26 protein-coding genes are annotated in these 25,804 nt (G+C 72.3%); 14 read left to right on the forward strand and 12 right to left on the reverse strand.

What is annotated here, in order from left to right; genetic code table 11:
• Window positions 1-258: 258 nt before the first annotated feature.
• Window positions 259-786, reverse strand: a complete 528-nt coding sequence (locus DMB42_RS29695; RefSeq protein ID WP_125638682.1) for an adenylate kinase — start codon at window positions 784-786, stop codon at window positions 259-261.
• Between the two features lie 175 nt (window positions 787-961).
• On the opposite strand from DMB42_RS29695, the gene DMB42_RS29700 reads away from it, so the two are divergent.
• Complete coding sequence (locus tag DMB42_RS29700; protein ID WP_125638685.1) at window positions 962-2,440, forward strand: alpha/beta fold hydrolase; 1,479 nt, start codon at window positions 962-964, stop codon at window positions 2,438-2,440.
• A gap of 818 nt (window positions 2,441-3,258) precedes the next feature.
• Here DMB42_RS29700 and DMB42_RS29705 read toward each other — a convergent pair.
• The 3 genes from DMB42_RS29705 to DMB42_RS29715 form a co-directional block, all read right to left on the reverse strand.
• Window positions 3,259-3,771 (reverse strand): DUF402 domain-containing protein, encoded by a 513-nt coding sequence (locus tag DMB42_RS29705; RefSeq protein ID WP_125638688.1) that lies wholly within the window; start codon window positions 3,769-3,771, stop codon window positions 3,259-3,261.
• 385 nt (window positions 3,772-4,156) lie between these two features.
• On the reverse strand, window positions 4,157-4,858 hold the full coding sequence (locus tag DMB42_RS29710; protein ID WP_125638690.1) for a response regulator transcription factor: 702 nt from the start codon (window positions 4,856-4,858) through the stop codon (window positions 4,157-4,159).
• Window positions 4,859-4,876: 18 nt separating this feature from the next.
• On the reverse strand, window positions 4,877-6,079 hold the full coding sequence (locus DMB42_RS29715; protein ID WP_125638693.1) for a sensor histidine kinase: 1,203 nt from the start codon (window positions 6,077-6,079) through the stop codon (window positions 4,877-4,879).
• Between the two features lie 174 nt (window positions 6,080-6,253).
• Between DMB42_RS29715 and DMB42_RS29720 the strand changes: the two genes are divergently transcribed.
• Window positions 6,254-7,006, forward strand: coding sequence for a peptidylprolyl isomerase (locus tag DMB42_RS29720; RefSeq protein ID WP_125638696.1), 753 nt, complete (start codon window positions 6,254-6,256; stop codon window positions 7,004-7,006).
• A gap of 121 nt (window positions 7,007-7,127) precedes the next feature.
• Complete coding sequence (locus DMB42_RS53475; RefSeq protein ID WP_185844925.1) at window positions 7,128-7,883, forward strand: PASTA domain-containing protein; 756 nt, start codon at window positions 7,128-7,130, stop codon at window positions 7,881-7,883.
• 48 nt (window positions 7,884-7,931) lie between these two features.
• Here the strand turns inward: DMB42_RS53475 and DMB42_RS29730 are convergent, their stop codons facing one another.
• From DMB42_RS29730 to DMB42_RS29745, 4 genes are all read right to left on the reverse strand, one after another.
• Window positions 7,932-8,294, reverse strand: coding sequence for a DUF1622 domain-containing protein (locus tag DMB42_RS29730; protein WP_125638700.1), 363 nt, complete (start codon window positions 8,292-8,294; stop codon window positions 7,932-7,934).
• A 120-nt stretch (window positions 8,295-8,414) separates the two neighbouring features.
• Complete coding sequence (locus tag DMB42_RS29735) at window positions 8,415-9,011, reverse strand: TetR/AcrR family transcriptional regulator (RefSeq protein ID WP_185844926.1); 597 nt, start codon at window positions 9,009-9,011, stop codon at window positions 8,415-8,417.
• Window positions 9,012-9,051: 40 nt separating this feature from the next.
• Window positions 9,052-9,726: a response regulator transcription factor gene (locus tag DMB42_RS29740; RefSeq protein WP_125638705.1), complete on the reverse strand. Its 675-nt coding sequence runs from the start codon at window positions 9,724-9,726 to the stop codon at window positions 9,052-9,054.
• Window positions 9,723-11,054 carry a sensor histidine kinase gene (locus DMB42_RS29745; protein ID WP_125638708.1) on the reverse strand — a complete coding sequence of 444 codons (1,332 nt, stop codon included), beginning with the start codon at window positions 11,052-11,054 and terminating at the stop codon, window positions 9,723-9,725. Before DMB42_RS29745 ends, DMB42_RS29740 begins: the two co-directional genes overlap by 4 nt.
• A gap of 134 nt (window positions 11,055-11,188) precedes the next feature.
• Here DMB42_RS29745 and DMB42_RS29750 point away from each other — a divergent pair, with 134 nt between their 5' ends.
• The 4 genes from DMB42_RS29750 to DMB42_RS29765 all read left to right on the forward strand — a co-directional run bounded on the left by DMB42_RS29750 (window position 11,189) and on the right by DMB42_RS29765 (window position 14,697).
• On the forward strand, window positions 11,189-12,142 hold the full coding sequence (locus tag DMB42_RS29750) for an ABC transporter ATP-binding protein (RefSeq protein WP_125638711.1): 954 nt from the start codon (window positions 11,189-11,191) through the stop codon (window positions 12,140-12,142).
• Window positions 12,139-12,936: an ABC transporter permease gene (locus DMB42_RS29755; protein WP_125638713.1), complete on the forward strand. Its 798-nt coding sequence runs from the start codon at window positions 12,139-12,141 to the stop codon at window positions 12,934-12,936. The genes DMB42_RS29750 and DMB42_RS29755 overlap by 4 nt, the downstream gene beginning before the upstream one ends.
• A gap of 23 nt (window positions 12,937-12,959) precedes the next feature.
• Window positions 12,960-14,150: an alpha/beta hydrolase gene (locus tag DMB42_RS29760; protein WP_125638716.1), complete on the forward strand. Its 1,191-nt coding sequence runs from the start codon at window positions 12,960-12,962 to the stop codon at window positions 14,148-14,150.
• 154 nt (window positions 14,151-14,304) lie between these two features.
• Window positions 14,305-14,697 carry an STAS domain-containing protein gene (locus DMB42_RS29765; RefSeq protein ID WP_125638719.1) on the forward strand — a complete coding sequence of 131 codons (393 nt, stop codon included), beginning with the start codon at window positions 14,305-14,307 and terminating at the stop codon, window positions 14,695-14,697.
• 24 nt (window positions 14,698-14,721) lie between these two features.
• On the opposite strand, the gene DMB42_RS29770 is transcribed toward DMB42_RS29765, so the two are convergent.
• Entirely contained in the window at window positions 14,722-15,102 is a 381-nt protein-coding gene (locus DMB42_RS29770; RefSeq protein WP_125638722.1) for an STAS domain-containing protein, read from the reverse strand.
• Between the two features lie 345 nt (window positions 15,103-15,447).
• On the opposite strand from DMB42_RS29770, the gene DMB42_RS29775 reads away from it, so the two are divergent.
• The 3 genes from DMB42_RS29775 to DMB42_RS29785 all read left to right on the forward strand — a co-directional run bounded on the left by DMB42_RS29775 (window position 15,448) and on the right by DMB42_RS29785 (window position 18,993).
• On the forward strand, window positions 15,448-15,894 hold the full coding sequence (locus DMB42_RS29775) for an ATP-binding protein (RefSeq protein ID WP_125638725.1): 447 nt from the start codon (window positions 15,448-15,450) through the stop codon (window positions 15,892-15,894).
• Between the two features lie 110 nt (window positions 15,895-16,004).
• Window positions 16,005-16,769, forward strand: coding sequence for an SDR family NAD(P)-dependent oxidoreductase (locus DMB42_RS29780; protein WP_125638728.1), 765 nt, complete (start codon window positions 16,005-16,007; stop codon window positions 16,767-16,769).
• A 103-nt stretch (window positions 16,770-16,872) separates the two neighbouring features.
• The gene (locus tag DMB42_RS29785) at window positions 16,873-18,993 is read left to right on the forward strand and encodes a SpoIIE family protein phosphatase (protein WP_125638731.1); all 2,121 of its coding nucleotides are present in this window, start codon (window positions 16,873-16,875) and stop codon (window positions 18,991-18,993) included.
• Window positions 18,994-19,030: 37 nt separating this feature from the next.
• On the opposite strand, the gene DMB42_RS29790 is transcribed toward DMB42_RS29785, so the two are convergent.
• Window positions 19,031-19,702, reverse strand: coding sequence for an NADPH-dependent F420 reductase (locus DMB42_RS29790; protein WP_396984080.1), 672 nt, complete (start codon window positions 19,700-19,702; stop codon window positions 19,031-19,033).
• A 321-nt stretch (window positions 19,703-20,023) separates the two neighbouring features.
• Here DMB42_RS29790 and DMB42_RS29795 point away from each other — a divergent pair, with 321 nt between their 5' ends.
• Window positions 20,024-20,539: a carboxymuconolactone decarboxylase family protein gene (locus tag DMB42_RS29795; RefSeq protein ID WP_229824133.1), complete on the forward strand. Its 516-nt coding sequence runs from the start codon at window positions 20,024-20,026 to the stop codon at window positions 20,537-20,539.
• 24 nt (window positions 20,540-20,563) lie between these two features.
• Here DMB42_RS29795 and DMB42_RS29800 read toward each other — a convergent pair whose 3' ends face one another.
• Window positions 20,564-20,956 carry a nuclear transport factor 2 family protein gene (locus DMB42_RS29800; protein WP_125638740.1) on the reverse strand — a complete coding sequence of 131 codons (393 nt, stop codon included), beginning with the start codon at window positions 20,954-20,956 and terminating at the stop codon, window positions 20,564-20,566.
• 153 nt (window positions 20,957-21,109) lie between these two features.
• Here DMB42_RS29800 and DMB42_RS29805 point away from each other — a divergent pair, with 153 nt between their 5' ends.
• The gene (locus tag DMB42_RS29805) at window positions 21,110-21,670 is read left to right on the forward strand and encodes a carboxymuconolactone decarboxylase family protein (protein ID WP_125638742.1); all 561 of its coding nucleotides are present in this window, start codon (window positions 21,110-21,112) and stop codon (window positions 21,668-21,670) included.
• On the forward strand, window positions 21,670-23,214 hold the full coding sequence (locus tag DMB42_RS29810) for an NAD(P)-binding domain-containing protein (RefSeq protein WP_125638745.1): 1,545 nt from the start codon (window positions 21,670-21,672) through the stop codon (window positions 23,212-23,214). Before DMB42_RS29805 ends, DMB42_RS29810 begins: the two co-directional genes overlap by 1 nt.
• A gap of 24 nt (window positions 23,215-23,238) precedes the next feature.
• Here the strand turns inward: DMB42_RS29810 and DMB42_RS29815 are convergent, their stop codons facing one another.
• Entirely contained in the window at window positions 23,239-24,381 is a 1,143-nt protein-coding gene (locus DMB42_RS29815) for a glutamate--cysteine ligase (protein WP_125638748.1), read from the reverse strand.
• Window positions 24,382-24,516: 135 nt separating this feature from the next.
• On the opposite strand from DMB42_RS29815, the gene DMB42_RS29820 reads away from it, so the two are divergent.
• On the forward strand, window positions 24,517-25,788 hold the full coding sequence (locus DMB42_RS29820; RefSeq protein ID WP_260478024.1) for a cytochrome P450: 1,272 nt from the start codon (window positions 24,517-24,519) through the stop codon (window positions 25,786-25,788).
• Window positions 25,789-25,804 lie beyond the last annotated feature (16 nt).

Below are 25,804 nucleotides of genomic sequence, written 5' to 3' on the forward strand. Positions count from 1 at the left end.
CAATGGCCATGAGCACCCGACCCACGGGGGAACGGCGCCCCTGCGCCTCGCCCTGCACGGACGAAATCTCAACCATGCCCCCGACTCTGCCGACCTGCCCCCGGCCGCATCGAGCCGCGCGAAGCGAGAGGTCCAGAATCTTGGGCTCCTGGTCCATCCGGCCCGGCCCGCCGCAACCGCTGCCCTCATGAACGCGACCGTCAGCGACGTACCGAAGCCACGCGACGAGAACCAGCCCCGGCTCAGACCTGCGCCGACTCAGACCTGCCTGAGCGACCGCAGCCAGACCGCCGACGAATACGTACTGCTGAAGCGAAGCACCCGCAAGGGAGCGAAACGCGGGTCGCGAGCACGCCGCCGGATCTCCGCCCGCCGGGCCGCGTGCTGCGACCACGCCCACCAGGCCGGATGGTCACCCCGGAACCATCCCGCGACCGTCTCCCGATTGCCGTTGAAGACCGGTTCGCGCAGAAGCGTCCTGCGCAACGAACGCCGCAGAATACGCGGCATGACGACCCGGCGCGGATAGTCGAGCCAGACGACGGTGTCGGCACGTTCCCACAGCAGGTCGCGCACCTCCGGATAGCCGAAGGAATCGAAGATCCACGCCGGGCTCCCGGCGATCTCGGCGACCCGCGCGGGAAACGTCTCGTCCACCGCCCAGCCGGGACCGGCGAAGTACAGGGCGTCCATCTCGTGGTAGGGCACGGACAGACGACTGCTCAGGGCCCGCGCGAGGGTGGACTTGCCCGCCCCGCTGATGCCCGCCACCAGGATCCGACGCATCTCCGCAGGCTAGCGCACCCGCGAGCCGACCCCCTTCCCCGCCGCCCCACCCAGCCCCCCGGAAGCCTGCGGCGCTGACAGACCACGGTCTGACAACCCGTGGTAGGACTTCACCTCCTCAAGACCAACCCCTGGTCCGACGCGCTCCCGACCCCCGCGCCGCAATCATGACCGCATGCTGAAACCTCTCGCCGTCGTCCTGACGGCTGTGCTGGTCACGTACGGCCACCCCGCCGCAGCCACCACCCCCCGCACAACAACGATCGGAGACAGGACCGCGATCACGGGCGAGAGCCGAACCCTCGCCTCCTCGGCCACCCTGCCGACCCCACCCGCCAAATCCTCCCTGACCTGGCAGCCCTGCCCCAACGACAAGATCGGCATGGCGTGCGCCGACCTCCAGGTCCCGGTGGACTGGCAGAAGCCCGACGGCCGCAAGATCACACTGAAGCTGGGCAAACTGAACGCGACCGGCACCTCCGAAGGCTCCGTACTGGTCTCCTACGGCGGCCCCGGAGGCCCCGGCATAGCCACCACCGAATCCGTCCCCGACTGGTGGACCCGGCTACGCGAGCGCATGGACATCGTCACCTGGGACACCCGCGGCTACGGCGAGCAGTTCGGCGGTCTGAGCACCGGCCTCGCGTGCCTCTGGACCCGCCTCCCCATCCCTGAAGCCCCGCAGGACGAAGCCGACTTCGGCCGCCTGTCCGACACCGACCGCGGCTACGCCGAGCCCTGCCGCCGCAAAGACCCCGAACTGTTCGCCAACATGAGCTCCGCCGACCAGGCCAGAGACATGGAAGCGATCAGGAAGGCCCTGGGCGGCGCGAAACTCAACTACTACGGCGCCTCCTACGCGGGCTTCTACGGCCAGGACTACGCCCGCCTCTTCCCCGGCCAGATCCGCACGATGGTCCTCGACGGCACCTGGAACCACAGCACCGCCGACTGGCCGCGCGAACTGGAGGAGATGGCGAAGTCCAACGACGAGGCCATGCGACGCTTCTTCACCTGGTGCGCCACCCATGACTGCCAGGACACACCCGGCCTGTGGCGCAAACTCATCGACCGTGCCCGCCGCATGCCCATCCCGACGACGACGGCCAACGTGGCATACGACACCCGCGACCTGCAGTCCCTTGCCCTGTTCAGGGCCCGCCAGGGAGCGCCGTCCTGGCCCGCCCTGGCGAAGGCGATCCGCAAGGCCGACAAGGGCGACGCCTCCGACTTCGTCCCCGCCCAGGGCCTTCGCTTTCCGGACCAGTCCACCCCCGTCACCGAATGCCTCGACTGGCCGCGCTACCCGAACCTCAAAGAACTGACGACCACCGACGCCCGCCTCCGCAAGATCGCCCCCCTGACCGGCACCGCCAACACGCTGGCCTCGGCGACTCTCGCCTGCATCGGCTGGCCGGCAGCGGTCACCAACCCGCCTGCCCCTCTCCCCAAGGGCGTACCGCCCATCCTGGGCGCGGGCGCCTGGGGCGAGTCGGACGCGGTGCAACGCGCCCTGGCCACCGTCCCCGGCAGCACCACCATCCGCCACGACGGCCCCGGCCACACCCTCTACGGCTTCAACCCCTGCGCCCGCGACCTCATCAACCGCTACTTCACCGACCAAACCATGCCGCCTCAAAACACCCAATGCTGACAACCACAGAAACCCCAGCGACCCACAACCCCTGAACCGAACAAGCAGCCCGCCGAAAATCCGAAGCCGCACCGTCTGGAGCTGCACTGTCCGGAGCTGCGCCATCTGGGGTCGAGTTGTCGGGCCCCGCGTCGTCCGGGTCCCCGCGCCGTCCTGGGCCCCACGTAGTCCGGGGTACGCGGTCTGGGACCGTAGGGCCTCGGCGAGGTGCCCCGCCGCCCCCCATGTGAACGTCCATCTACGCGAGCATGGGCGACTCACTGATCGCGCCACCGTGCCACGCAGATCCGTCCCCTTGGGTCGAAAGACGCCGGGTGAACCGGCTTGGGCCCAAGCCGACTGAGAGCCCAGGTTGCGGTGCCTACGGCCGCGCAAGTTCAAGACCTGTTGGCCCCTCAGGGCAGTTCCGGCCGCACGGGCAGAGGCTGCACAGGCGGAGGCCGTACGGGCCCACATCGTCCCTGTCTTCTCTTGGAGGGGCAGGTGTCCCGCATGTCAGAGCGAGACCGGTGACAGGAAACATCTGGATATATCAGGCTTCGAGGATCAGGCAAGCGCGCCGGTTACGGAAAGCTGCTACGAGGGATCTGAGCGTAGGCACACGGGGTGAGCCGATCGCGCGTTACGGTTGGGCGTGAGGGCCTTTTGGTTCGGTGCTTGCTGGCGCAATCTGCACTGAGCCGGAGGCCCTCACCCTTTGCAGGATCATTTCTCTCCCGTCCGTAGGCGGTCTCCGCTCGGCTGGCCGGCTGTAGGTTGCCGAGCCCCTGCACGAAGGGTCATGCCCGTCGGCGCACCCAGGGTTCGCCGGTCGCCGGTCAGAAGCCGGGAATCTCGATCTCGCGTACAGGCGCCAGCGCGGCCGGTGGGAAGTCCGGCCACAGCTGTCCTCGGTGTCCCTTGCCCTGTAGGTGCTTGTCGGCGAAGGCTTGGGTAGCGGCCAGGATGTGCGCGACCTGCGACGTGGTGAGCTTGCCTGACGTCAGCGCCTCGCCCAACTCGTGTAGATCCAGCACCCGGTAAGGAAGTCCGGGAGGACCGACGATGAAGTCGACGTAGTGATCGGTCACGCGGACCGTGTCGCCGCTCTCCCGGATCTCGACCAGGTCGATGTACCACCAGCCGGCGTGCTCCGGTTTGAACACCACCGGCTGGTTGAGCTGTACCGACTCGTCCAGCAGCAGGAAGGCACGTTGTCGGCGTCCCGCGTCCGGGCGAACGTACATGCCTTCCGGGATGTCGAACTCGTACGCCGCGACCCGGCCGATCCGGACACCCGGGCACGGCAGCTCGCCGCGCAGCACAGTGATCCGCTCCGGGGTCGCTTCCACCTGAGGAGGTTGGTCCGCACTCACATAAATGGATCGTATTGGGGTAAGCCGTTGCCCGCCCCAAGAAGGGGAGCGCTCTGCTCATCGACTGGACGGAGGACGTTGGCCTGGGCGCCACCGAAGAGGGCCGTTTCAGGTTCGCGGTCCTGGCGGCAGCCGCGGAAACACGAGCTGCGGTCCTGGCGGCAGCCGCGGAACACGAGCTGGAGTCGCGGGCCGAGCGCCAGGCCAGGGTGATCGCCGCCGCCAAGCGTCGCGAGAGCACCCGTACATGCCGCGCTTCGACCCGGCGTACGAACGGACCCGCCAACGGCCGCGACGCACAAGCACGAGGCGCAGTTGCGGGACAAGCGAAGTGGGGCGGCGCGCGTTCTGGGGGGCTGGGTCAGGAGGGGGTGGGGCCGGGGTCGGGGGGTGGGGTGGCGGTGGGATGGGAGTGGCCGGGTCTTACGAGGCCGGCGTCGTACGAGACCACCACCACCTGCGCGCGGCTGCTCAGCCCCAGCTTGGCCATCAGCCGGTTGAGGTGGGTCTTGACCGTGCCCTCGCTCACCGACAGCCGTTCGGCGATCTCCTTGTTGGACAGCGCGTGCCCGACCAGCCGCAGCACCTCCGTCTCGCGTCCGGTGAGCCGGTCGAGGGAGGGGGAGGGGAGCGGGGCGGGCGGCTCGGTGAACGCCTCGATCAGGCGGCGCGCCGCGGCCGGGGCCAGCAGGATGTCGCCCGCCGCGACCGTGTGGATGGCGGCGATCAGGCGCTCGGGCGGCGTGTCCTTGAGCAGGAAGCCGCCGGCGCCCAGGCGCAGCGCGTTGTAGACGTATTCGTCGAGGTCGAACGTGGTCAGGATGAGCACCTTCGGCGGCGGGTCGGGTGCGGCGGCGAGAATGCGTTCGGTCGCGGTCAGGCCGCTGATGCCGGGCATCCTGATGTCCATCAGGATGACGTCGGGGCGGAGCGTGACGGCCAGGCGTACGGCCTCCTCGCCGTCGGCTGCCTCGCCCACCACCTCCAGGCCCGCGGCGCGAAGGAGCGCGGCCAGACCGGCGCGGATGAGCACCTGGTCGTCGACCACGAGAACTTTGATCATGCACCTGCTTCACGGTCGTCACGGCGGCCGATCATCCTCGGCGGGTGAGGAGAGCGGGAAGGTCGCCAGCACCTCGAACCCGCCTTGCGGCAGCGGCCCGGCGGTGATCGAACCCTGGTAGAGCCTGACACGTTCAGTCATGCCGATCAACCCGTGGCCCGCCGGGCCGGGGTGGTGCCCGTCGGCGGTCGTGCCGTCGTTGCTGACACGTAAGGTCAGCGTGTTGGCGCCGTAGCCGATGTGGATGTCGACGCGGCCGGGGGTGGCGTGTTTGAGCACGTTCGTGAGTGATTCCTGGACGATGCGGTAGGCGCACAGGTCGAGGCCGGGTGGCAGCGGCCTGGCCCGCCCCTCCACGGTGACCTCGGTGGCCAGGCCGGCGCCGCGCATGCGTTCGACGAGCGGGTCGAGGCCGAGCAGGCCGGGGGTGGTGGCGTAGAGGCCCTCGTCGTCGTCGTGGGCCTCGATGCGCAGGATCGACAACATGCGGCGCATCTCGGTCAGGGCCTCGTGGCTGGTGTCGGCGATGACGCCGAGCGTGGCGTGCGCGGTGGTCGGGTCGGTCAGCGCCACGTAGCGGCCGAGCCCGGCCTGTACGGAGATGACCGACATGTGGTGTGCGACGACGTCGTGCAGCTCGCGGGCGATGCGCACTCGTTCGCGGGTGACGGCCCGATGGGCGGCCGCGTCCTGCTCCCGGTGGAGTTGCGCGGCGAGGTCGGCCAACTGCCCGGTACGCTCCGACAGCAGCCGTACGCTGGTGCCGGCCCCCACCGCCCAGGCCCCCACCACCAGCGACTGCGCCGTGGCCGACCATACGGCGATGCCCGGCTGCTGGCTGGAGGCGTAGGTCCATTCGGTGACGACCAGCGCCGCGCCGATCGCGCACCACACCCACGACCGGTGGGCGGCCACCGAGTAGAGGGCCACCAGCGGGCCGATGCTGTTGAGCCCGAGGTGGTAGCCCAGCGCGTGGTAGACCAGCGACGTGCCCACTGAGGCCATCAGGACGGCCACCGGCGCCATCCTGCGCAGCGCCAGAGGCGCGTTGACCAGCAGGGTCAGGGCCATCGACAGGGCGTCGCCGGGGCGGCCCCGGCCCGGTTCGAACGCCTCCCACAGCCAGGTGCCGACGACCAGGGTCAGGGCCAGGGCGCCGTCGAGCAGCAGGGGGTGAACCGCGAATACCCGCCGGACGAGGGATGAGGCGGTGAAGTGCACCCGTCACGCTAACCCCGGCGGCGCCCCCGGCGCATCAACCCGGGGTTGGACTTCGACTGCCGCGGAAGTTGCAGAACGGCGGCGCCGGAGTCGTGCGGTCCTTGGTCTTGACTGGGCCGGTCAGATCGACTAGACCACAGGAAGCCCGGCGATCATCACGCAGTGGAGGACACGATGTCCGGCAGAGCGTTGGTACGACTCGCGGCCCGCGCCGCGTTATCCGCCGTCACGACGGGCGCGCTGGTCGCGGCCGTCGCGATGCCGGCCTCCGCGACGGCCCTGGAACGGCCGCCGAGGACGACCAAGGGGCCGTGCGCGTACACCGAGACCCCCGACGACCCGGCCGTGCGCAAGGTGCCGCTGCCGCCGGACCCGCGCCGCACCCCCACCCGCCCGGTCTCGGCGGTGCTCAGGACCAACCACGGCGACATCGGGCTCGCCCTCGACGCGGCCAAGGCGCCGTGCACGGTGCAGAGCTTCGTGCACCTGATCCGCCACCGGTTCTACGACGTCACGTCCTGCCACCGGCTCACCGCGTACGACCGGCTGAAGGTGCTGCAGTGCGGCGACCCCAGCTTCACCGGCGAGGGCGGGCCGGGCTACCGGTACAAGGACGAGCTGCCCACCGACCTGCCGCCGTGGCCGGGCGACCCGACCGGGACGCGCAAGACGTACGCGCGCGGTGTGCTGGCCATGGCGAACGCCGGGCCCGACACCAACGGCAGCCAGTTCTTCCTGGTCTACGGTGATTCCGGCCTGCCGCCCAACTACACGGTCTTCGGCACGGTGGACGCCTCCGGGCTCGCCGCGCTCGACCGTATCGCCGCCGGAGGCATCCAGCCGGAGCCCGACGGCCCCACGCCGCCCCTGGACGGCAAGCCCGTCCTGCCGGTCGACATCCGGGACGCCAAGGTCTGCCGGAGGTAGACGCCGCGCTCTCTCCCCGCTCCCGCCCCCGTACCACTCGCCGGTGGAACGGGGGCGGCACGGTCTGGAACGCCCTCAGGACGAGGACTCCGACCGAGGAGCCGGAAGCAGGGAGAGACACATGAACCTCAGACGAGCGCTGGGTACGGTCGCCGGGCTGGCGCTGGCCGCCGCGGGCATGGCGGCGCTGAGCGGGCCCGCGTGGGCCGCGCCGCCGTTCGCCACCCCCACCACCTGTACGTTCCAGACGGTCAACACCGGGAACTACCTGACGGCGGTGGGCGGCGGAGGCCGGACGACCGACGTGATCCACAGCGACGCCACCGTGGCCCGCTCGTGGGAGCGGTTCACACTCGTGGACGCCGGCGACGGCGTGCACGTCGGCATCAAGACGCTGACCGGCAACTACCTCACCGCCGTGAACGGCGGCGGCCTGCAGACCGACGTCCTCCACTCCGACGCCACGCTCCTGCGGGCGTGGGAGAAGTTCGCGCTGGTACGCCAGGGCGGCGACGGGTTCGCGATCCAGACGGTCGACGGCCACTTCCTGACCGCCGTGGGCGGCGGCAACCGGACCACCGACGTGGTGCACAGCGACGCGACCCAGGCGCGGGCGTGGGAGCTGTTCCGGGTGCAGTGCGACCTCACCACCGTGCCGAACGTGCAGGGTTTCGGCGACGGCGGCGCGCGGAACGCCATCGCCGGCGCGGGCCTGACGGTGGGCTCGGTCACGTTCGACAACACCTGCGTCGACGTCTTCGGGACCGTGCTGTTCAGCAGCCCCGGCGCGGGGGCGACCGTGCCGCGCGGTTCGGCGGTGAACCTCAGGGAGTCCAGCGGCAGGGACGCGAGCGGGCGGCCCTGCGTGCTCAAGTGACCCCGGCCCGCGCCGCCCGTGGCGTTCGGCCCTTCGGGCGGCGCGGGCTCAGCCCGCGGCGTCGCCGCCGCGCCGCGCCTGCCAGGGCAGGCGGTTCTCCAGCTCGACCTCCAGCGAGAAGCTGAGGAAGGTCCGTACGAGCACGATGAGGGCGAGCACGCCGACGCTCGTGAACGTCGGCGCGACCGCCACGGTACGGATGATGTCCCCGGCCACCAGGAGTTCCAGCCCCAGCAGGATCGCCCGCCCGAGCCCCTGCCGGTACGAGCGGTAGACCTCCTGCGGCGTTCCCCCCTCGCGCAGCCGCTGCACGAAGAGCACAGTGGCCGTCAGCGCGCCGAGCACGATGATCGCCACGCCCACGAGATCGACCGCCTGGCCGACCGCCTCCACGATCCGCGCAAAGTCCATGAGCACCCTCTTTGCCCCGCCTTCAGCAAGGATCGGGGCAGCCGTCCCGGCGCGCGTCCCCGACACGCCGGACCGGCCGGGCTCTTTGCCCAGGTCCTCGGGGGACCTCTCGTACCGGCCTCAGGCGGGGGCGTCGCCGAGGGAGTCGAGCCAGCGGGTCAGGCGTGTTCCCTGGCGGCTCATGATCTCCGGCTCCCGCAGGGCGCTGGCCAGCAACGACATCCCCTGGTACGCGCCCACGAAGGTGAGCGCGAGGTCGTCGGCGTCCGGCAGGCCGAGTTCGCGGAACTGGCGTTCGGACCAGTCGAGGAGCAGCCGGACGACCCGGCCCGCCTCGACGTCGAGGCCGCCCTCGGCGCGCTTGTCGAGCTCGACGGCGAGGGTGCCGGTGGGGCAGCCATAGCGGGCGGCGACGTCGCGCCGGCTCACCCACGCCTCGACCATGGCCTTGAGGCGGGCCCGCGGGTCGGGCAGCCGGTCGAGCTCGGCCGTCAGCTCGGCGAGGTGCCCGGCGTGCTCGGACAACGCGGCCAGGACCAGTTCGTCCTTGGTCTTGAAGTAGTAGTACACGTTCCCCACGGGCACGCCGGCGGCCTTGGCGATGTCGGCGATGGTCGTCCGCTCCACGCCCTGCTCGTGCAGGACCTGGGCAGCGGCGGCCATCAGCCTGCGCCGCTTGTCGGCCCCCCGGGCCCGTGTCCTCGTTGAGTCAGTCACCCAACTGACTATACGTCGGCGAAGGCTCCCGCGCGCGCGATCAGCCGTTCGTGGCGCGTGGTGAGACCAGGCCGGCGTCGTAGGCGGCGATGACGAGCTGGACCCGGTCGCGGGCGGACAGCTTGGCGAGCAGGCTCGCCACGTGGGCCTTGGCGGTGCCGGGGCTGATGTGGAGTTCGGCGGCGATCTCGGCGTTCGACAGGCCGCCTCCGACCAGCGTCAGGACCTCACGCTCGCGTACGGTCACGCCGGTCGGCTCGCGCGGCGGTGGACCGGCCCCGGCCGAACGGGCCGACCCCGCGAAGTCGGCGATGAGACGGCGGGTGACGCTGGGCGCGATCAGCGCGTCGCCCGCCGCCACGACGTGCACGGCGGTCAGGATGTCCTCCAGCGCCATGTCCTTGACCAGGAACCCGCTGGCCCCGGCCCGCAAGGAGGCGTAGACGTTGGCGTCGTCGTCGAACGTGGTCAGCATGATCACCCGGGTGTCCGCGGACTCGGCCGTGATGGCCTGGGTGGCCTCGATGCCGTCCATGCCGGGCATGCGGATGTCCATGACCACGACGTCGGGGCGCAGTTCCCGGACGAGCCGGACCGCCTGGGCGCCCGTACCGGCCTCTCCGGCGATCTCGACGCCGGGCGTGCCCTCGACGACCATGCGGAGGCCGGCGCGGATGAGCGGCTGGTCGTCGGCGAGCAGCACACGGACGGTCATCGTGCCTCCAGTCGCTCGGCGGGGAGGGGGAGGGGGAGTGTGGCGGCGACACGGAACCCGCCCTCGGGACATGGTCCGGCGGTGAGGTCGCCGACCAGCAGCGCGGCCCGCTCCCGCATGCCGATGATCCCGTACCCGGTGGTGCCGGTGCCGGTGGGGGTGCCGTCGTCCGTCACCTCGATGCGCAGGTCCGCGTCGCCGTAGTCGAGGACGACCCGGCAGTGGCGGGCGCCCGCGTGGCGTACGACGTTTGTCAGCGACTCCTGGACGATGCGGAACGCGCACCGGCCCACGGTGGCGGGCAGCGGGCGCGGACGGCCCCGGCGCAACACCTCCACCCCGACACCGGCCGCCCTGACCGTCCCGGCCGTCCGGTCCAGATCCCCGAGCCCGTCCGGGTCCCCCGGCCCGTCCAGGTCCCCCAGTCCGGTCAGGAGCGCTGCCGCTCCTGGCCCAGCGGCCCCCGGTCCGGGGTCGCCGGCAGGGGGCGGTTCGCGGAGGAGGCCCAGCATGTCGCGTAGTCCTCGGAGGGTCTGCCTGCTGGTCTCCTCGATCGCGGTCAGCGCCTCGCGCGCCTGCTCGGGACGGCTCCCGATCACCCGGGCGCCCGCCCCCGCCTGGATGGCGATGACGCCGATGCTATGGGCGACCGTGTCGTGCAGGTCGCGGGAGATGCGCAGCCGTTCGGCGGTGACGGCCTGCCGGGCGTCATGGGCGCGCAGCGCGGCGCCGTACTCGCGCCGCTGGCGCAGGGCCGTGCCCGCGGTCCAGGCGGCGAGTACGCCCAGGCCGAGCAGTACCGACACCGCGAGGAACCCCGGTGCGAGGACGCTCAGGCCCTGGGACAGCAGGGCAGCGGTCCAGGCGGCCTCCTGGACGACCAGCGTCACCACCGCCGCGACCAGACCGGCGGGTGCCGTCCTGGTGGCCTCGGCCAGGCGGGTACGCGCCGTCCGCGTGGCGGCCGTTCCCGGAGGTCTGATCAGGCGGGTCCGGGTGGTGGTGAGCAGGCAGAGGACGAGGTCGGCGGCCGGGAGGAGGGGCCAGGCCCGCTCGTGCGGCTGGCCCAGCGCCACGGCCGCGACCGTCTCGGCCAGCAGCACCGCCAGCACCGCGACCGGCCACCGCCTGGCCCACACCAGGGGGACCGCCATGGCGACGGCGAACGCCGCGTGCGCCCCGCCCACCGGCAGCAGGGACTCGCCGTCGGCCATCGTGGCGGCGTACAGCAGCGGGAGGCCCGCGGCGACGGCGCACCAGGCCAGCGCGGTCCGCACCCCGCGCGGCAGCCGCTGCGTCAGGGGCGGTTCGGGCGTTTCGTGGCGCATTCCGCAGATCGTAGTCAAGGCCGCTCGCGGCGGGCATCGGCCTGCGGGCCTATGCCCGCGGGCCACCCCGCCGCGCCGGAAACGGGCCCGCGGCCAGATGTGCCGCCCGCCCCCGCCACGACAGCGTTGGACGGGTGATCGAAGTCAACGCACTGACCAAACGCTACGGCGACGTGACCGCCGTGAACGGCCTGACGTTCACGGTACGGCCCGGCCACGTCACCGGCTTCCTCGGCCCGAACGGCGCCGGCAAGAGCACCACGATGCGCATGATCCTCGGGCTGAACCGTCCCAGCAGCGGCAGCGCCACCGTCGGCGGCGTCCCCTTCACGCGCCACGGCGCCGGGCTGCGGCACGTCGGCGCGCTGCTCGACGCCGGCGACGCCCACCCCGGGCGCACCGCCCGGGCGCACCTGTCCGCGCTGGCCGCCGGCAACGGGCTGCCGCGCGGACGGGTGGGCGAGGTGCTTTCGGAGGTGGGGCTGGCGGAGGCGGCCCGGCGCCGCGTCGGCGGGTTCTCCTTGGGCATGCGGCAACGGCTGGGCATCGCCGCCGCGCTGCTGGGGGATCCGCCGGTGTTGCTGTTCGACGAGCCGGTCAACGGGCTGGACCCGGAGGGCGTGCGGTGGGTGCGCGGGCTGTTCCGGCGGCTGGCCGGGGAGGGGCGTACCGTGCTGGTCTCCAGCCATCTGATGAGCGAGATGGAGCACACGGCCGACCGGCTCGTCGTCATCGGGCGCGGTGAGCTGATCGCCGACGAGAGCCTGGCCGAGTTCGCGGCGCGCGGCGGCGGCGCGTCCGTCTCGGTGCGTACGGCCGACCCCGCCGAGCTGGCCGCCGTCCTCACCCAGGAGGGCGCGGCCGTAGGGCGGGACGGCGGCGACGCGCTCACCGTCACCGGGCTGAGCGCCGCCGACGTGGGCCGGCTCGCCCACGAACGGCACATCCAGCTCCGGGAACTCGCGCCGCGCACGGGCTCGCTGGAGCAGGCGTTCATGCGCCTGACCGCGGCCCATGCCGACTACCGCGCCACTCCGGAGGACGCGGAAGGTGTGCGCGTCGGCGTGTCGACGGGGGAGGCGGGATGACGCGCGCCCGGTTCCGCGACCTGCTCGTCGCCGAATGGATCAAGCTCTGGTCCCTCCGCTCGACCTCCCGGCTGCTCGTCCTGGGCGCGCTGGCGATCGTGGCCGTCGCGGTCCAGCGCAGCCTGGAGGACTACAACGCCTGGCCCGACCTCCCTCCGATGGACAGGGCCAGGATCACCCCGCTGACCGAGGCGTTCAGCGGCCTGACCGGCACCATGCTCATGATCGGCGCGGGCAGCGTGGGCGCGCTGACGATCGTCGGCGAGTACGCCACCGGCCTGATCCGCACCACCTTCATCGCCGTCCCGGCCCGCCATCGTGTCGTGGCCGCGCGGCTGACCGTCGTGGGCGCCGTCATGCTCGCGGCCGGCGCGCTGGTCTCGGCCGCCGCCTTCGGCGTCAGCCAGGCCATCCTGGCGGGCCGCGGCGTGACCGTTGCCGCGGGCGACCCGGCGGTGTTGCGGGTCGTGGCCGCCAACGCGCTGCTCGCGCCGGTGTCGGCCCTGGTCGGCATGGGCGTCGGCGCCCTGGTACGGCACACCGCCGCCGCCGTCGTCACCGTCTGCGCGGTGCTGGTCGTCGTGCCGACGTTCTTCCGCCCGACCGTCCACCAGTGGCTCAACGACCTGTACGCCCTGGTCCCCTTCTACGTCTGGCGTACGTGCCTGGGCCTGCCGGTGCTGCGCGAGGATCCGGCGCTGCCCACGGTGGCCGGCTCGTGGGCGGTGTTCGCGTCGTGGCCGCTGGCCGCCGCCGTCCTGACCCTGGTGGCCGTACGCCGCCGCGACGTGTGACCGTACCGATGAGAGGAACCTCCATGACCAAGCGCACCCGCCTGCTCGCAGTCCCGCTGACGGCGGCCTGCCTCGCCCTGACCATCCCCGCCTGCACCACGGCCGGCGCCAGCACGGCCGCGGCCACCCCGACGCCCGCCGCCTCCGCCACCGGGCGCCCCGCGGCCGGGCGGCTGGAGCTGCCCCGCCCGACCGGCGCGGCGCCGGTCGGCCGCGACGTCCTGTACCTGGTCGACAAGACCCGCACCGACCCCTGGGTGCCCGAGAGCGGCCCGCGCCGCCTGATGGTCTCGATGTACTACCCCGCCCGCTCGGCCACCGGCGCCCCCGCCCCCTACATGACCACCGCGGAGGCCGCCTCCCTGCTCCAGCGCAAGGCCCCCGGCGCCGACGTCCCGCCCGAGCTGGTCAGCACCATCCGTACGCACGCCCGCGAGGACGCCCCCACCGGCCGGGGCCGCTTCCCGCTGATCGTGCTCTCGCCCGGTTTCGGCCTGCCCCGCGCCAGCCTCACCTTCCTGGCCGAGGACCTGGCCAGCCGCGGCTACGTCATCGCGCTGGTCGACCACGCCTACGAGTCCTCCGGCACGACCTTCCCCGACGGCCGGACCATCACCTGCGCCCCGCTGTGCGACCAGCCCAAACCGCCGGAAGGCGGGCAGGCGACCATCACCCGCAGCCGCGCCAAGGACGTCTCCTTCGTCATCGACGAGCTGACCGGCCGCCACCCGGCCTGGAAGAGGTCCCGCCTGATCGACCCCCGCCGGATCGGCATGGCCGGCCACAGCCTCGGCGGGGACGCCGCCGCCGCCACGATGGCCGCCGACCGCCGCGTACGCGCGGGGGCGAACCTGGACGGCACCTTCCACCCGGAGGTCACGCTCGACCGTCCGTTCCTGCTGCTGGGCAGCAAGGCCGACCACGTCCCCGGCAAGGACGACACGTGGGACCGGGGCTGGTCCGGGATGACCGGCTGGAAGCGCTGGCTGACCATGGACCGTACGAACCACGGGAGCTTCACCGACCTGTCCGTCATCCAGGAGGCACTCGGCAGGCAGGGGGAGGGCATGCTGACGCCGGGGCGTTCCCTGGGGCTCACCCGCCTCTACCTCGCCGCCTTCTTCGACCGGCAGCTCAAGGACCGCAGGCGGCCGCTGCTCGACGGGCCCACGCCGGACAACCCCGAGATCGCCTTCCACGCCCCCCGGTCCTGAGCGACCGCCAGATGTCGCCGCGGGGTCACATCGTGCTTACCCCGGACGTACGGAGGAACAAGGGCGTCGTCGCGGGGTAGGGACGGGCGATGTCCGATATCGCCGTCGATGTGCCGGACGTGGGCAGGGCGGCGCCGAGCTCTGGAATCCCCTCATGACAGAGTTAGCGATCAACGTCCAACGTCTGCCGGGCTGTCACGTCGTGCACCTCGACGGCGAGCTCGACCGCGTGACCAGGATGCAGCTGGACCGGACCCTCGCGAGGCTCCTGGAGACGGACCGTCCCAAGGTCGTGATCGACGTCACCGACCTGGACTTCTGCGACTCGTGCGGCCTGTGGGCCCTCGTCGTGGGCCGGCGGCAGGCCGAGCGGCGCGGCGGCACGGTCCGCCTGGTGGGCGTGCACGGGCCGCTGGCGCGGCTGCTCACCCTCACCCGGCTGACACACCTGTTCCCGCCGGACGCCGACCCGGCCGACGCCACCGGCCAGGCCGCAGACCGGGCCGTGACCAGGACCAGAGCCAGGCCACGCGGCTGGCCGTGCTGACCTGTCAGGACCCCTCAGGAGCCGTCAGGACGGTGGCGAGGGCGCCGGGTCGGGCCCGTGCGGATGTGACTCGCCGGCCACCGGATACAGGTGATGGCCGGGGCCCAGATGCCATCCGAGCAGCGCGAGCAGTTCGCGCACGGAGGCCGGGGCGTGCTGGAGCACCAGCCTGCGGGGCGGCGGCAGGTCGGTCGCCGTCCCGATGATCAGCCGCAGCCCGCCGGCGTCGATGAAGGTAAGCTCGGACAGGTCCAGATGGATGTCGGCCTCGCCGATGCGTAACGCCCAGGCCAGCGCCCGGGCCAGCGCGGGGCGTCCATGGTGGTCGAGCTCGCCGCGTACGCGCAGGCCGAAGGGGTGCACCATGGGCAGCACATCGGCAGGGCCGCCGGTTCGGTCGGTCATGTTTCTCACACCAATGCGGTCGTCTCAGGGGAGAGCCGAGCCACGCCGCGTACCGGTCATTGGGAGGGCACGGGCGTCCCTGACAGATCGCCGGAAAACAAGAGCGCCCGGCGCGCCGCGCTTCCGTCCAGCGTCGGCACATCGGGCAGAGGGGAGACACAGATGTCGGGCGATCAACCTTCCCCGCCGGTCACCGGTCAGGCCACCGCGGCAGGGGCCGCCGGTGATCTGATCGGGTGCGCCCACTGCGCGCCCGGCTCGGCTCGTTTACTCGGTCGCCTTACCCCCTGCCCCGGCTCGCGCGCTTTACGCGGCCGTCGTCCCCGTACGAGGTAGGGACAGCGCATGCACGTACCCTTCCACCTGCGGTGCACCATCACCAACAATCTGGCGCTGACCCGCGATCTGGTCCGCGTCTACGCCCGCCACGCGGGCCTGTCCGGCACGCGGCTCGACCATCTGGTGCTCGCCGTCAACGAGGCCGCCGCGAACGTCCTGGAGCACGGCGGCGCCCGCGGCACGGTCACCGCCTACACCGACGCCGCCGTCCTGACGGTCGAGGTCTGCGACGCCGCCGGCCGCCTGCGGCCCGAACATCTGGCCGACGCCCGCCTCACCCGTACCGGGGCCTCGGCCCGGCACCTCGGCCTGTGGCTGATCCACCACCTGTGCGACGAGGTCGGCCTCGACCATCCGCAGGGAGGCAGCAGGCTGCGGCTGAGCATGCGCCTGCCCCTGGCCGCCCATCTGCGCCCCTGGGAGGGCGGCGACTCCTCACCCGCGGTCAGCTAGCGTCCCCCTGGCCGGTGAGCCGCCGGTGAGAGCGCGGTGAGCGGCCCCCGCCACTGTTGACCCGTCTCCGCGACCGCGGAGCAGAGGCCACACAGGTGGGGAGCGGAACAATGAGCATGCTGAACGGCAGGACGGCGCTGGTGACGGGTGGCTCGCGGGGGATCGGCCGCGCGGTGGAGCTGCTGCTCGCCGCCGAAGGGGCGCTGGTGGCCGTCCACTACGGCGGCGACGACGAGGCGGCCAAGCAGACCGTCGCCCTGATCGAGGACGGCGGCGGCCAGGCGTTCGCGGTGCGGGCCAGGTTCGGCACGGACGGCGCGGTGGACCGGCTGTTCGAGGGCCTGACCACCGGACTGGCCGGACGCGGGCTGGACATCCTGGTCAACAACGCGGGCATCGCCTCGACCAGCCCGGTCGCGCACCTGACGCAGGAGGAGTTCGAACGGGTGATGTCGATCAACGTCACCACGCCGTTCTTCGTGATCCAGCGCGCGCTGCCGCTGCTGAACGACGGCGGCCGCATCATCAACATGGGCTCGACGGCCAGCCGGTTCGCGGTCACCACGCAGATCGGCTACACGATCAGCAAGGCGGCGCTGGAGTCGATGGCCCCGACGCTGGCCAACGAACTGGGCCGGCGCGGCATCACCGTGAACACCGTGGCGCCCGGCGCCGTACGCACCGACATGACGGCGGGCTACACCTCCATCCCCGAGGTGGTCGCCGGGCTGGAGTCCATGACCGCGCTCGGCCGGCTCGGCGAGCCCGAGGACGTCGCCGACGTGGTCGGGTTCCTGGCCGGTCCGCGGGCGCGGTGGGTGACCGGCCAGACCATCGACGTCTCGGGCGGCACCTACCTCGGCCCGCTGGTCTGACCACCGGCGGTCCGACGATCGGGCTGAAGCGTCAAGGAACAATTTGCTCATCCATTACGGAGAGTAAATATGTCCGTACAAGGCGCCTTCATAGCCTGATTTCATGGGAGATGTTCCCCGCCATCCGCCGCCACCTCCCGGCCCCGCGGACGGCGGCGCCCGCGTGGACAGGCTGCTGCTCGGCGCGGCCGTCACCGCGCAGGCGCACGTGTGCGTGCTCTTCCTCCTGGCCGAGGAGGGGCGTGTGCTGATGATGGAGGCCGAGGCGGGGCTCCCCGAGCCCTTCTCGCGCTCGTGGGTCCTGATCAGGACGACCGACCAGTCGCCGATCGCGATGGCGGTGCGGCAGCGGCGGCTGGTGTGGCTGCCCGACCGGGAGGCCATGGCCCGCGAGTTCCCGCTCGTGGCGCTCGCCTTCCCGTACGGGTTCGCCATGGCCGTCGCGCCCCTCATCGACCACGGGGGCGAGGTACGAGGGGCCCTCATGCTGCTCTGGCCGCCGGCCCCGGCCCGCCGGCCCGACGGCCATCAGCTCGACGTCCTCACCGCCACCTGCGAGGACCTGGCGGAGATCGTCCCCCGGGGGAACCGGCCGGTGCCGCCGGGGCACCAGCCGCGGGTGCTGACCAGGGAGCCGCCCGTCGGCGACGACCTCCTGCTGGCCGGCCTCAACCGGCTGCCGGAGGGCTACTGCATGCTCGACGTCGAGGGCCGGCTCGTCCTGCTCACCGCCCCGGCGGCCGACCTGCTGCGGGCCGACGCCGGGGAGCTGATCGGGAAGCGGCCCTGGGACGCGCTGCCCTGGCTGGCCGATCCCGCCTACGAGGACCGATACCGCGCCGCCGTGGTCAGCCAGCAGGTCACCTACTTCACCACCCGCAATCCGGGCGGCCAGTGGCTGGCCTTCCACCTCTATCCGGGCATCGCCGGCGTTACCGTACGCGTCACGCCGAGCACGATGGCCCGCGACCCCCGCCCGGTCATGCCGGACCGGCTCGCCGCCGCCGACCGGCCGCCGCGCCTGGTCGCGCTGCACGAGATGCTGCACCTGGCCACGACCCTCGCGCGGGCCGTCACCGCCCAGGAGGTGATCAACCTCGTCGCCGACCACGTGATGCCCGCCTACCACGTACAGGCCCTGGCCATCCTCACCTCCAGGGCCGGCCGCATGTGCGTGGCCGCCTCGCGCGGATACAGCAAGAAGGCGATCGAGGACTACGACGGCCGGCCCCTCATGCGCCTGCCGCCCACCCACCTCCTGGCCGCCGGGGCGCCGGCCTTCTTCGGCGACTGGGCCGAGCTGCGCGAGACCTACCCGGACGCGATCCGCTCGGACGGCATGTCCGCCTGGGCGTTCCTGCCGCTGACCGCCGGCGGGCGGACGGCCGGGATGTGCATCCTGGCCTACGACCGTCCCCACCGCTTCACCGCCGACGAGCGGGCGAGCCTGACGGCCCTCGGCGGGCTCATCGCCCAGGCGTTCGAACGTGCCCGCCTCTACGACATCAAGCATCAGTTCGCGCAGTCGTTGCAGTCGAGCCTGCTGCCGCGCACGCTGCCCGGCATCCCCGGGCTGGAGGTGGTCGCCCGCTACCTGCCCGCCACGCCCGGCATGGACATCGGCGGCGACTTCTACGACCTCATCCGCCTGGAGGAGACGGTGGCCGCCGCCGTGATCGGCGACGTACAGGGGCACGACGTCACCGCCGCCGCGCTCATGGGCCAGGTGCGTACCGCCATCCACGCGCACGCCACCGCGGGCGCCAACCCCGGCGAGGTGCTCGCGCACACCAACCGCCTGCTGACCGAGCTGGCCCCGGACCGGTTCACGAGCTGCCTGTACATCAGCATCGACCTGGCCCGGGGCATGGCCTGCGTGGCCAGCGCGGGCCACCCGCCGGCGCTGCTGCGCCGGCCGGGGGAGCCCGCCCGGGTGGTGGCCTCCGCGCCCGGCCTGCTGCTGGGCGTCGACCCGCACACCGAGTACGTCACCGCCCAGGTCGCCCTGCCGCCCGGCTCGGTGCTGGCCCTCTACACCGACGGGCTCATCGAGATTCCCGGGCACGACATCGGCGAGGCGATCGGCGACCTGGCCGCCGGGTTCGCCCCGTCACCGCGGCAGCCGCTCACCGACCTGGCGGAGTCGATGATCGGCCCCGTGGCGGCCGTCGAGCACCGCGCCGACGACATCGCCGTGCTGCTCCTGCGCACCGCCCAGCCCTGAGGACCGAGCTTGAGGACTGGCGCTGAGGACTCGCCCTTCAGGCCCGCCATTCCGGCGTGCGTTCCTGCCGGGCCTGGCCGAGGGCCTCCCTGACGCCTTCCGCGTCCTTGTCGGTGGTGTAGACGGGCGAGCCCGGCTGCTGTCGCCAGGACTCGTCCAGACCGCCGGCGTCGACCGGGTCGAAGCCGAGCGCGTCGACCAGCCCCATCACGATCTTCTTGCCGCGCTCGTCGTCGGCGGCGACGGGCAGGGCGATGCGCCCCGGCGCGCCGGACGGGCGGCCCGCGTTGCCGAGATGGTCGGCGTAGATGTTGTTGAACGCCTTCACCACCGGATGCCCGAGCTGCTGCTCGACCCACCGGCTCTCCGGCATGCCGGCCTCGATCTCGTCGATCCTGCCGTCGCGCTGGGGGTAGTAGTTGCCGGTGTCCACGACGGTCACGCCCTCGGTGACGTCGCCGAACAGGTCGTCGGGCAGCTGGGGCACCTTGCCCTGCGGGATCGTGACGACGACCAGGTCGGCGCCCTGGGGCGCCTCCTCGACGGTCACGGGCGTCGCGCCGGTCTCGGCGGCCAGGCCGGCGAGCGTCTGCGGGCCCCGCGAGTTGGCCACCGCCACCTCGTGCCCCAGCTCCGCCAGGCGCCGGGTGAGCGTGCCTCCGATGTTCCCTGCGCCGATGATGCCGATCTTCATGCTCCGCCCCCGGATCGTGCCGCTTCAGCTACCGTAAGCCAGGATATCCATACTGTCCGTTATCGCTGGTCGAGGGCGCTGTCGGCGCGCCGGGGCCGCGGATGGCATCAAGTGGTCACCGGTACGCAACTTCCTGGTCGTTCCCGGCCGGATTCTCCGCGCGGTGAACCCGCACACTGGTTCCCATAGGCAGGCAAACGGACGTTGGAGGGCCGAATGGGAAATTCAGGGGTACAAACGGTCTCACGCGACGGGGACCGGCGTGAATTCGTCAATCACGCGGGCGGGAAGCGTTCGCATATTCAGCTGATATCCGATGAGCCTGGTATCCGGGGGTTGTTCCGCTATCGCCCGGAGGCGGCCGAACCGCTGACCCTCCTCTCGGAGGTGCTGCTGTGCGGGGACAGCCCGCTGTCCCGCGGCGAGCGCGAACTGATCGCCGCGTACGTGTCGTCGCTGAACCGGTGCCGGTTCTGCTTCCACACTCACGCGGCCTTCGCCGCCGTACGCGTGCCGGACGGCATGACGCTGGTCGACCAGACCTGCGCCGATCCGGGCACGGCCCCCTTGTCCGGCAAGCTCAAGGCCCTGCTCGCCATCGCCGCGGCCGTGCAGCGCGGCGGACGCGAGGTCGGGGACGAGCACGTACGAGCGGCCAGGGCCGAGGGCGCCACGGACCTGGAGATCCACGACACGGTGCTGATCGCCGCGGCCTTCTGCATGTACAACCGGTACGTGGACGGCCTGGCCACGCTGGCCACCGACGACCCCGGCCACTACGCCGACAGGGCCCGCCTGACCAGCGGATACGTCAAGGTGTGGAACGACGAGGCACTGGACGAGGCCGGCTGAGCGGCCCCGTCCGGCGCCGGACGGTCAGCCGAAGAACTCGTCCACCGAGTAGGGGTCGAGCGGGAAGCTCCAGCGCTCGCTGATCTTCCCGTCGGCGATCCTGAAGAGCTGCATGCCGCGGTCGTCGAGCGTGCGGCCGTCCCGCTCGCCCCGGATCCGCAGGACCGCGGCGATCTGGTCGTCGCCGACGAGGTAGGACTCCGGCTCCAGGCGCAGTGTGCCGGTGGTGGCCTTCAGCAGCTCGGCCAGGTAGCCGAGGACCGCGTCCTTGCCGGAGTAGTCGCGGGCCATCGGGCCGCGGCCGGGGACGTGGAAGACCACGTCGTCGGCGAGCAGCCGGCCAAGGTCCTCCAGGTCACCCTTGGCAATGGCGTCGTAGGTGTTGCTGGCAACGGTGATGTGGGGATGCTCATCCATGACGACCGCCCAGTCACAAACGGGGTTTAAGTGGCGTCCGTGACATTACGCGGATCAGTTGCGGGAAGACAAGAAGGAGGCGCATTTAACGGGATCTTGCGCAATTTGCGGGAGTGTGCAGACTAGGAGAAAACCGCATCGCTGGGAGCGTGCATGCCCCATATTGCCCTCGATTCCGACGAGCCAGGGATCCGCGGACTTTTCCAGTTCAGCCCGGAGACGGCCGCGCCGATGAACGCGCTGGCCGAGGTCCTCCTCCGCGGCGACAGCACGCTGAGCCGCGGAGAGCGGGAGCTGATCGCGGCCTACGTGTCGGGGCTCAACGAGTGCCGGTTCTGCACGGCTTCGCACGCCGCGTTCGCCGCCGCGCAACTGCCCGAGGGCATGGCGCTGGTGGACCAGGTCCGCGCCGACCCCATCGCGGCGCCCGTGTCGCCCAAGCTCAGGGCCCTGCTCGCCATCGCCGCGGCCGTCCAGCGCAGCGGCAGGGACGTCACCGACAAGCTCGTGGCCGCGGCCAGGGCGGAGGGGGCCACCGACCGGGAACTGCACCACACCGTACTGATCGCGGCCGCGTTCTGCATGTTCAACCGGTACGTCGACGGCCTGGGCACGCACGCGCCCGACGACCCGGCCGGCTACGACCTGGCCGCCCAGCGCATCCTCGCCCACGGCTACACGACCGTCCCACCGGCGCCGGGACAGCAGGGCTGATGGCGGCGGAGGAACACGACCACCGGTTCCTGATCATCGGCGCCGGCCCCGCCGGCCTGCAGCTCAGCTACTTCCTGCAACGAGCCGGGGCCGACTACGTCACGCTGGAACGCGAGGACGCGCCCGGCGGCTTCTTCCGCCGCTACCCGCGCCACCGGCGGCTCATCTCGCTGAACAAGGTGCACACCGGCGAGAAGGACCGGGAGATCCAGCTCCGCTGGGACTGGAACTCCCTGCTCAACGACGAGCCCGACGTGATGTTCCCGCACTACTCGCAGGAGTACTTCCCGCACGCCGACAGCCTGGTCCGCTACCTGGCCGACTTCCAGCGCGTCCACGGGCTGCGCGTGCGCTACTCCACGGCCGTCGAGCGCGTGGAGAAGGAGGAGGGCGGCCGCTTCGCCGTCCACGCCGGGGACCAGGTGTTCCGCGCCGACTGCCTGATCGTGGCGACCGGCTGGGGCGGCCCTCACATCCCCGACATCCCGGGCATCGAGCTGGCCACCGGCTACGAGGACGTCTCCATCGCCGGCGAGGACTTCGCCGACCAGCGCGTCCTCATCATCGGCAAGGGCAACTCGGCGTTCGAGACCGCGCAGGCGTTGCTCCCGCACGCCGCGGTCATCCACCTCGCCAGCCCGAGCCCCGTACGGCTGGCCTGGACCAGCAAGCACCCCGGCCACGTACGCGGCCAGTACGGCGCCTTCCTGGACAGCTACTGGTTCAAGACCCTGCACGGCGTCCTGGAGTGCACGGTGGACCGCCTGTGGCGCGAGGACGGCGGGATCAAGGCCGCGATCACGTACACGCTGGCCGACGGTGAGCGGGCGCTGCTGGACTACGACGCGGTCCTGCGCTGCACGGGCTTCACCATGGACACCGGCCTGTTCGGCGACTCCTGCCGCCCGGCCCTGGCCCCCGGCGGCCGGATGCCGGCGATCCGCCCCGACTTCCAGTCGGCCGACGTCGACGGCCTCTACTTCGCCGGCACCCTGATGCAGGCCCGCGACTTCAAACGGGCCTCCTCGGCGTTCATCGACGGCTTCCGCTACAACCTGCGCTCCCTGACCGCCCTGCTCCTCGAACGCTACGAGGGCAGGCCGCTGCCCGTACGCGAGCTGCCGGCCGAGGCCGGGGCACTGACGGAGTCCATGCTCGACCGGGTCAACCACAGCTCGGCGTTGTGGACGCAGTTCGAGTACCTGTGCGACGCCTACGTCGTCGGGCCCGGCGGCGTCGTACGGCACTACGAGGACCTGCCGGAGGACCACGCCCGCGAGCGGTTCGCCGGCGAGGAGTTGTGCTTCACGCTGACTCTGCGCTGGGGGCCCCGCGACCGCGGCGACGTGTTCGCCATCCAGCGCCACCCCACCCCCGAGCGGGCCGACGAGTGCGCCTTCCTGCATCCCGTCGTCCGGGCCTGGCGGCACGGGGAGCAGGTCGCCGAGCAGCACCTCCTGGAGGACCTCCAGGCCCGCTGGCGCCACCCGGCCCGCCACGCCGACCCCCTGCGCACGTGGCTGGCCGCCCGGCTTCAGCCGTAGAGAAGCACGCGACGACGCCCGGCTTCAGTCGCAGGAGGTGAAGCGGGCGGCGAGGTCGTCGACCACGTCGGTGAGCGCGCCGCGCCGGGCGTGCGCGGCCCGCTGGCGGTCGGCGCCGCTCCCGCCCTCGCGCAGCAGCCGCCACCCCGTGTCGGCCGCCTCCAGGTCGCCGGCGGCGGCCAGCGCGGGCCCGACGTGGTCGAGCAGCTCCTCCACCAGCTCGGCGACCGGCCGCGGCGCGCCCGTGAACGGATCGGCGCCGAACCCGCCGAGCCCGTCCCTGGCGGCCCGCCAGTAGGCCACGCGCAGCAGCTCCGCCGGCGGCTCGGGCCCCGGATCACCGTCCTCCACCTTGCGCAGCGACACCGTGACCAGCGCCCGCACCACCAGCGCGAGGAACACCGACTCCCGCGTCGAGGCCGGCACGTCGCCCACCCGCACCTCCACCGTGGGCAGCCGGGCCGACGGGCGCACGTCCCAGAAGAGCGTCCCGGGATCGACCAGCGCGCCACTGGCGGTGAGCGCCGCGACCGTACGCTCGAAGTGCTCCAGCGAGCCGAAGTACGGCGGCGGCCCGGCCACCGGCCACTTGCTCCAGGCCAGGATGCGCCAGCCCGCGTAGCCGGTGTCGCGGCCGGACCAGAAGGGCGAGTTGGCCATGAGCGCGAGCAGCACCGGCAGCCAGGGACGCACATGGTTGCAGACCAGCACGGCCTGCTCCCGGTCCGGCACGTGGATGTGCACGTGGCCGGCGCAGATGGCCTGCTCGTCGTGGAGGGCGCGGTAGTTCTCGATGCCCACCCCGTACCGGGGGTGCTCGGTGATGGGCGGCGGGACGACGTCCCCGATGACCGGCGTGCCGGAGGCGACCACGGCCAGGCCCTCCTCGACGGCGGCGGCGGCCACGACCTCGCGCATGCGCCGCAGCTCCGCGTCCAGCTCGGCCCGGCTCGCGCACGGGGTCGTCTTGGCCTCCACCTGGAACTGCGTGATCTCCGTGCAGACCCGCTCGCCCAGGGAGGCCGCGGCCCGCCCGACGACGGCCGCCGCCCGCGGCGCCGCCGCGCGGGTGACCGGATCGACGACCAGGTACTCCTCCTCGACGCCCATCAGGCGGACGGTCGCCTCCCTGGGGGCCTGCCGTAGTGACTCGGCGGTCGCCGTCATGTCCACTCCACTCGGTCCGGGTACGCTTCACCCGATCTTGCCCGTTCGAGGCGCGGCCGGAGGGCCGAATGGCGTGCTCGCCCCGGGGGAATGGCTCTCCTGGCCGTACCCCCGCATCGAGAGGAGGGCCCGCCCGTGACCGCGACCCTGTCCGTCGAGGAGGCGGGGCACGTGTTCGCCACGCCCGCCGCGTACACCGACGAGACCCGGCTCCACGAGGCCCTGGCGTTGTTGCGCCGCGAGTCGCCCGTGCACCGCGTGGAGGTGCCCGGCTACAACCCCTTCTGGGCCGTCACCCGGCACGCCGACGTGCTGGAGATCGAGCGGAACAACGAGCTGTGGCTGAGCGCCCCGCGTCCGGTGCTGAGGAGCGCCGAGATCGACGCCCGCCTGGCCGAGCAGCGGGCGCGCGGCACCGGACTGAAGACGCTCGTCCACATGGACGACCCCGAGCACCGCGTCGTGCGCGCCGTCGCCGCCGACTGGTTCCGCCCCCGGGCGATGCGCGCCCTTGAGGTACGTGTGCGCGACCTGGCCCGCCGCTACGTCGACGGCATGGCCGCCCACGGCGGCGCCTGCGACTTCGCCCGCCAGGTCGCCGTCCACTACCCGCTCTACGTCATCCTGTCGCTGCTCGGCCTGCCCGAGTCGGACTTCCCGCGCATGTTGCGGCTCACCCAGGAGCTGTTCGGCCAGGACGACGACGACAAGCGCCGCGGCGGCACCGCCGGCGACCACACCGCGGTGCTGGCCGACCTGCTGGCCTACTTCCGCGAGCTGACCGCCGCCCGCCGGGCCAGGCCCACCGGCGACCTCGCCTCGGAGATCGCCAACGCCCGCGTGGACGGCCGCCCGCTGAGCGACCTCGACGCCGCCTCCTACTACGTCATCATCGCCACCGCCGGGCACGACACCACCAGCTCCACCATCGCCGGCGGCCTGGAGGCGCTCATCAGGCACCCCGGCGAGCTGCGGCGGCTGCGCCGCGACCCCGGACTGCTGCCCCTGGCGGCCGAGGAGATGATCCGCTGGGTGAGCCCGGTCAAGGAGTTCATGCGCACCGCCGCCGCCGACACGCACGTACGCGGCACGCCGGTGGGGGAGGGCGAGTCGGTGTTGTTGTCGTACCCGTCGGCCAACCGGGACGAGGAGATGTTCGCCGAGCCGTTCCGGTTCGACGCGGGCCGCGACCCCAACCGGCACATGGCCTTCGGGTCGGGGGTGCACTTCTGCCTCGGGGCCGCGCTCGCCCGGATGGAGATCCGGGCCCTGTTCGCCGAGCTGGTGCCCCGGCTGGAGAACGTCGAGCTCGACGGCGAGCCCGCCTGGGTCGCCACCACGTTCGTGGGCGGGCTCAAGCAGCTGCCGATCCGCTACACCCTGCGCGACCGGCCGGCGCGGGAGTGAGCCCGCCGGGCGCAAC

Source organism: Nonomuraea sp. WAC 01424 (assembly GCF_003947315.1).
Taxonomy (GTDB): domain Bacteria; phylum Actinomycetota; class Actinomycetes; order Streptosporangiales; family Streptosporangiaceae; genus Nonomuraea; species Nonomuraea spiralis.

Coding starts and splice junctions, on each gene's coding strand:
- DMB42_RS29780 (WP_125638728.1), top strand. CDS start 16,005: ATGAGCATGCTGAACGGCAGGACGGCGCTGGTGACGGGTGGCTCGCGG.
- DMB42_RS29810 (WP_125638745.1), top strand. CDS start 21,670: ATGGCGGCGGAGGAACACGACCACCGGTTCCTGATCATCGGCGCCGGC.
- DMB42_RS29805 (WP_125638742.1), top strand. CDS start 21,110: ATGCCCCATATTGCCCTCGATTCCGACGAGCCAGGGATCCGCGGACTT.
- DMB42_RS29760 (WP_125638716.1), top strand. CDS start 12,960: ATGACCAAGCGCACCCGCCTGCTCGCAGTCCCGCTGACGGCGGCCTGC.
- DMB42_RS29775 (WP_125638725.1), top strand. CDS start 15,448: ATGCACGTACCCTTCCACCTGCGGTGCACCATCACCAACAATCTGGCG.
- DMB42_RS29740 (WP_125638705.1), bottom strand. CDS start 9,726: ATGACCGTCCGTGTGCTGCTCGCCGACGACCAGCCGCTCATCCGCGCC.
- DMB42_RS29710 (WP_125638690.1), bottom strand. CDS start 4,858: ATGATCAAAGTTCTCGTGGTCGACGACCAGGTGCTCATCCGCGCCGGT.
- DMB42_RS29785 (WP_125638731.1), top strand. CDS start 16,873: ATGGGAGATGTTCCCCGCCATCCGCCGCCACCTCCCGGCCCCGCGGAC.
- DMB42_RS29755 (WP_125638713.1), top strand. CDS start 12,139: ATGACGCGCGCCCGGTTCCGCGACCTGCTCGTCGCCGAATGGATCAAG.
- DMB42_RS29720 (WP_125638696.1), top strand. CDS start 6,254: ATGTCCGGCAGAGCGTTGGTACGACTCGCGGCCCGCGCCGCGTTATCC.
- DMB42_RS29815 (WP_125638748.1), bottom strand. CDS start 24,381: ATGACGGCGACCGCCGAGTCACTACGGCAGGCCCCCAGGGAGGCGACC.
- DMB42_RS29745 (WP_125638708.1), bottom strand. CDS start 11,054: ATGCGCCACGAAACGCCCGAACCGCCCCTGACGCAGCGGCTGCCGCGC.
- DMB42_RS29695 (WP_125638682.1), bottom strand. CDS start 786: ATGCGTCGGATCCTGGTGGCGGGCATCAGCGGGGCGGGCAAGTCCACC.
- DMB42_RS29770 (WP_125638722.1), bottom strand. CDS start 15,102: ATGACCGACCGAACCGGCGGCCCTGCCGATGTGCTGCCCATGGTGCAC.
- DMB42_RS29700 (WP_125638685.1), top strand. CDS start 962: ATGCTGAAACCTCTCGCCGTCGTCCTGACGGCTGTGCTGGTCACGTAC.
- DMB42_RS29730 (WP_125638700.1), bottom strand. CDS start 8,294: ATGGACTTTGCGCGGATCGTGGAGGCGGTCGGCCAGGCGGTCGATCTC.
- DMB42_RS29800 (WP_125638740.1), bottom strand. CDS start 20,956: ATGGATGAGCATCCCCACATCACCGTTGCCAGCAACACCTACGACGCC.
- DMB42_RS29765 (WP_125638719.1), top strand. CDS start 14,305: ATGACAGAGTTAGCGATCAACGTCCAACGTCTGCCGGGCTGTCACGTC.
- DMB42_RS53475 (WP_185844925.1), top strand. CDS start 7,128: ATGAACCTCAGACGAGCGCTGGGTACGGTCGCCGGGCTGGCGCTGGCC.